Raw genomic sequence first — 3,912 nt, forward strand, 5'->3', positions numbered from 1 at the left:
TTTATAAATGTTCCAGTAAAAAAGGATATATTTATTTCTTTTTAACCATTTATTAGCTAACTTTAGAACTAGCTGAATGTATTACAATTGTCACCAAGGAGCTATGGATATTCCATGCTACAAAAAAGCCTGTCCAAAGAATTATTAACAAATGTACTCTCAGTCTACTTTTTACTTACTTTTGTAGTGACCTGTGGACAAGTTATTGCTGAGTACGTTAATACCAAAGATTATATTCGCGACGAGTTAACGACTTTACAAAAAACATTTAGCCGTAGTTTAACCCGCGCTATTTGGGAACTGAACGATAAACAAACCATCACCACGGCTGAGGGCTTACTGGCAATCCCTATGATCGAGGGTATTATCGTGCGTGATGATAGCGGCGAGGTACTCTCTCAGTTAGGTCGCTCGTTAGAAATTCACGAGCTATACAGTCAACAGTTAGTGCAAGAAGAAGCGATTATCGAAGATACGCCATCAGGCTTATTCGGTTACACATTTCCACTCATTTTTGAATTTTCAGGTAAAACAACCCAAGTAGGTGATGTAACCCTGTTCTCAAGTCGTGAAGTGGTCTTTAGCCGCATCATGATTTCTATCTACTTTTTAATTGGTAATGCAATGATCAAAACCACCTTTTTGATCATTCTTTTCTTACTTGCATTTAGAAAGCGCTTAACCGAGCCATTGGCACAATTCACAGAACAAATTGAAGATCTTGAACTAAACGACCTAGAAGGCCGCCATATCGAGATCAAAACTGTTGAGCACAACGAATTAAAAGTAATGGAAGAGTCTTTCAACCGCTTAATAGATAAGGTAGTACTTTACCGTGAAGAGCTCGAACATACGCAAAAAGAGCTTTTAATAAGCAACGAAAAGCTCGACCAACATAACTTACAGTTAGAGCAAGAAGTAGCGCGCAAAACATCAAACCTAAGCCAAGCGATGATGGACTTGCAGCAACAAAAATACGAGCTTGAAAAACAAAAGCTGACACTAACTGAAGAAATTGATTTACGTAAACAAACTGAACAAGAGCTCATTACCAAGCAAACTGAATTACAACGCTACCTTGATGAACTAAATATGGCACAAGAGCGCTTAGTTGGCTCAGAAAAAATGGCAGCATTAGGTGGCTTAGTGGCGGGTATTACTCATGATGTTAATACACCTATTGGGATTGGTGTTACCGCAACGTCATTTTTACAAGAACGCTTGGACCAAATTGAAGCGGCATATAAAGAAAAAACTCTATCGCCAAAAGCGCTTGAAGAGTTTATTAATGACGCCAAGCAAAGTACTAGCCTACTGACTAGTAACCTAGACCGAGCTTCTGAGCTGGTTGCAAGCTTTAAGCAAATTGCAGTGGACCAAGCCAGTGAAGCGGTACGTACCATTAACTTTAAAGAGTATTTAGGTGAAGTGATCCGCTCACTTCATCCAAAACTTAAGAAAACATCGCATCATATTAATTTAGATTGCCCTGATGATTTAACACTTAACCTGCCTGCGGGTGCGATTAGTCAAATTTTCACAAACTTGATTATGAACTCACTCATTCATGGTTTCGAAGGGATTGAAAGTGGCATCATTGATATTGTTATCAAAGAAGAAGATGACGAAGTCGTTATCGACTTTAAAGACAATGGTAATGGCGTATCAAAAGAGCAGTTAGAAAAGCTATTCGACCCATTCTTTACAACCAAGCGCGACCAAGGCGGCAGTGGCTTAGGCACACATATTACTTTTAACCTCGTTAAACAAACCCTAAGTGGTGATATTGAGGTATCAAGCGAAGTCGGTAAAGGCTTGCACTACCATATTAGTTTTCCGAAAAACATGCCAAAACCACTTTCAATGTTTAACTCATAAGCAATTAGCGTTGATGCCGAAATGATTCATTTCGGCATCAGTTTTTTATTGCTATGATTGGGCAAATTTATTGAAAGGATTAGCCTAATTATGTGGTTTAGTAACCTTATCTGTTACCGTTTTAAACAAGACGTTTCATACTCTCAAGAAGACTTCGACAAAGCCCTAGAACAGGACTTGTTCCGCTCATGTACAGGCCAAGAGCTTTCAACATTTGGTTGGACAAAAGCCTTTGGTAAGCATGGTCAAACCCTATCTCATTTCTCTCAAGACAGCATTTTAGTATGTGCTAAACGTGAAGAAAAAGTACTGCCAGCTGCCGTTATCAACGAATTAGTTGCAGAAAAAGTTGAGCAAATCGAAGCGGAAGAAAACCGTCCAGTAAAGAAAAAAGAAAAAGACGAACTAAAAGAAAATATTCTGCACACTTTACTGCCTCAAGCATTCAAAAAATCGAGCCTACAGTTTGCGTTTATTGATCAAAAGAATGGCTGGGTTGTGGTTAACAGCGCAAGCTTTAATAAAGCAGAAGAGCTTTTAGCCCTATTACGTAAATCACTTGGCACGTTACCTGTCGTACCTGCATTTGCGAATTACGATTTAGATGTATTTTTAACTGACTGGTTAACTAATTTCAGTACCCCTGAAGGCTTTTCTATCGGTAATGATGCAGAGCTTGAAGAAGCCGATGACAGTGGCGCTCAGGTTAAATTAAAAGGCCATGACTTATCATGCGACGAAGTAAAGTCACACTTAGAAAATGGTAAGCGCGTAACTAAGCTGGCTCTTGATTGGCAAGAACGCGTTAAGTTCATGCTACAAAACGATGGTTCAATTAAGCGTTTAAGCTACTCAGAAACATTAAAAGAAGAAAACGCCGACATTCCAAAAGAAGATATGGCGGTAAAACTTGATGCTGACTTTATATTAGCGTCAGAAGAAATTAAACAGCTGCTAGAAGAGCTAACTCAAGGCTTAGGTGACGCAGAAGATTTATAAAATTAACCCAGATAATGGTTAACATTAAAAGCGCGACTTAGTCGCGCTTTTTGTTGCTGTTATTCAGTAAAAATAGCTTTTACCTCGTTAAGCATATCGTTATATTCATCGTCACTGAACATATCAAGTGATTCAATCACGCCTTTGTCAATGTAAGTTTGCAATGCCGCAGACTTATCAGAAACCTGTAAAATTCCTTCTAAAATCGCGCCAATACGAATGAAGTCAACATAGCAAATATGTTCTGGACGATAGTTTGGATTTGCCCAGCTTTCAGCTACTTCTACAAACTCATCAGTGAAGCCCCAAGCACGCATAATTGCGCCACCTACTTTACCACCCAGCTTTTGAATGGCATGAGCAAGGAAGCTTGGGTTTGCGAACACCTCAGGGTGCTTTTCAGCTTCTGTTAAAATGGGCAGTACGCCAATGTTATAAACTAATGCCGCTAAGGTAATTGTGTCGCGATTAAGCGAGGTTTGCTTATTTCTGCGTAAGAAGAAATCCATTAAGGTAATTGAGTGGCACGCTACTTTAAGGGTTTTTTGCCATGCCTTGTCCATATAGCCTTTGATAAGCTCATTATGCGATACAAACAGCTGTTCCATTGCCATTGCAGTTGCAATGTTCTTAATTTGACGTAGGCCAATTCGTGTTACAGCTTGGTGTAGATTTGTAACTTTAACTGAGCGCCCCATAAATGCACTGTTGGCGACTTTGATCATTCGTGCTGATAATGCCGGATCATGAGAGATGACATCTGCCATATCCATCAAGTTTACCTCGGGGTTATCCGCAGCTTGCCTTACCTTCACAGCAACTTCTGGTAAGGTAGGTAACACTAAAGTGTCATTATTTATTCTGTCGACCAATATGGTCAGTAATGCATTTTCTGTTGACATATGTGTGCCATCCTCTTGGGTTAGCCCGCCCAAACAAAGACAGACTAATGACTGACATTATTAGATTAGTTATAGTTTTAGTATTGTCTAACTTAGCGCTAAAGTTAAGAAATTCACAGAAATTATCTATTTT

3 protein-coding genes are annotated in these 3,912 nt (G+C 39.3%); 2 read left to right on the top strand and 1 reads right to left on the bottom strand.

Going from position 1 to position 3,912, the window contains the following annotated elements; translation table 11 throughout:
- Nucleotides 1-114: 114 nt before the first annotated feature.
- Together L1D51_RS20795 and rdgC are read left to right on the top strand one after the other, a co-directional pair.
- Entirely contained in the window at nucleotides 115-1,878 is a 1,764-nt protein-coding gene (locus L1D51_RS20795; protein ID WP_239964739.1) for a sensor histidine kinase, read from the top strand.
- Nucleotides 1,879-1,968: 90 nt separating this feature from the next.
- Nucleotides 1,969-2,877: a recombination-associated protein RdgC gene (gene rdgC / locus L1D51_RS20800; protein ID WP_054552583.1), complete on the top strand. Its 909-nt coding sequence runs from the start codon at nucleotides 1,969-1,971 to the stop codon at nucleotides 2,875-2,877.
- A 59-nt stretch (nucleotides 2,878-2,936) separates the two neighbouring features.
- Here rdgC and L1D51_RS20805 read toward each other — a convergent pair whose 3' ends face one another.
- On the bottom strand, nucleotides 2,937-3,779 hold the full coding sequence (locus tag L1D51_RS20805; protein ID WP_054562671.1) for an HDOD domain-containing protein: 843 nt from the start codon (nucleotides 3,777-3,779) through the stop codon (nucleotides 2,937-2,939).
- Nucleotides 3,780-3,912: the final 133 nt, after the last annotated feature.

This window comes from Pseudoalteromonas shioyasakiensis, assembly GCF_022398475.1.
Lineage (GTDB): Bacteria > Pseudomonadota > Gammaproteobacteria > Enterobacterales > Alteromonadaceae > Pseudoalteromonas.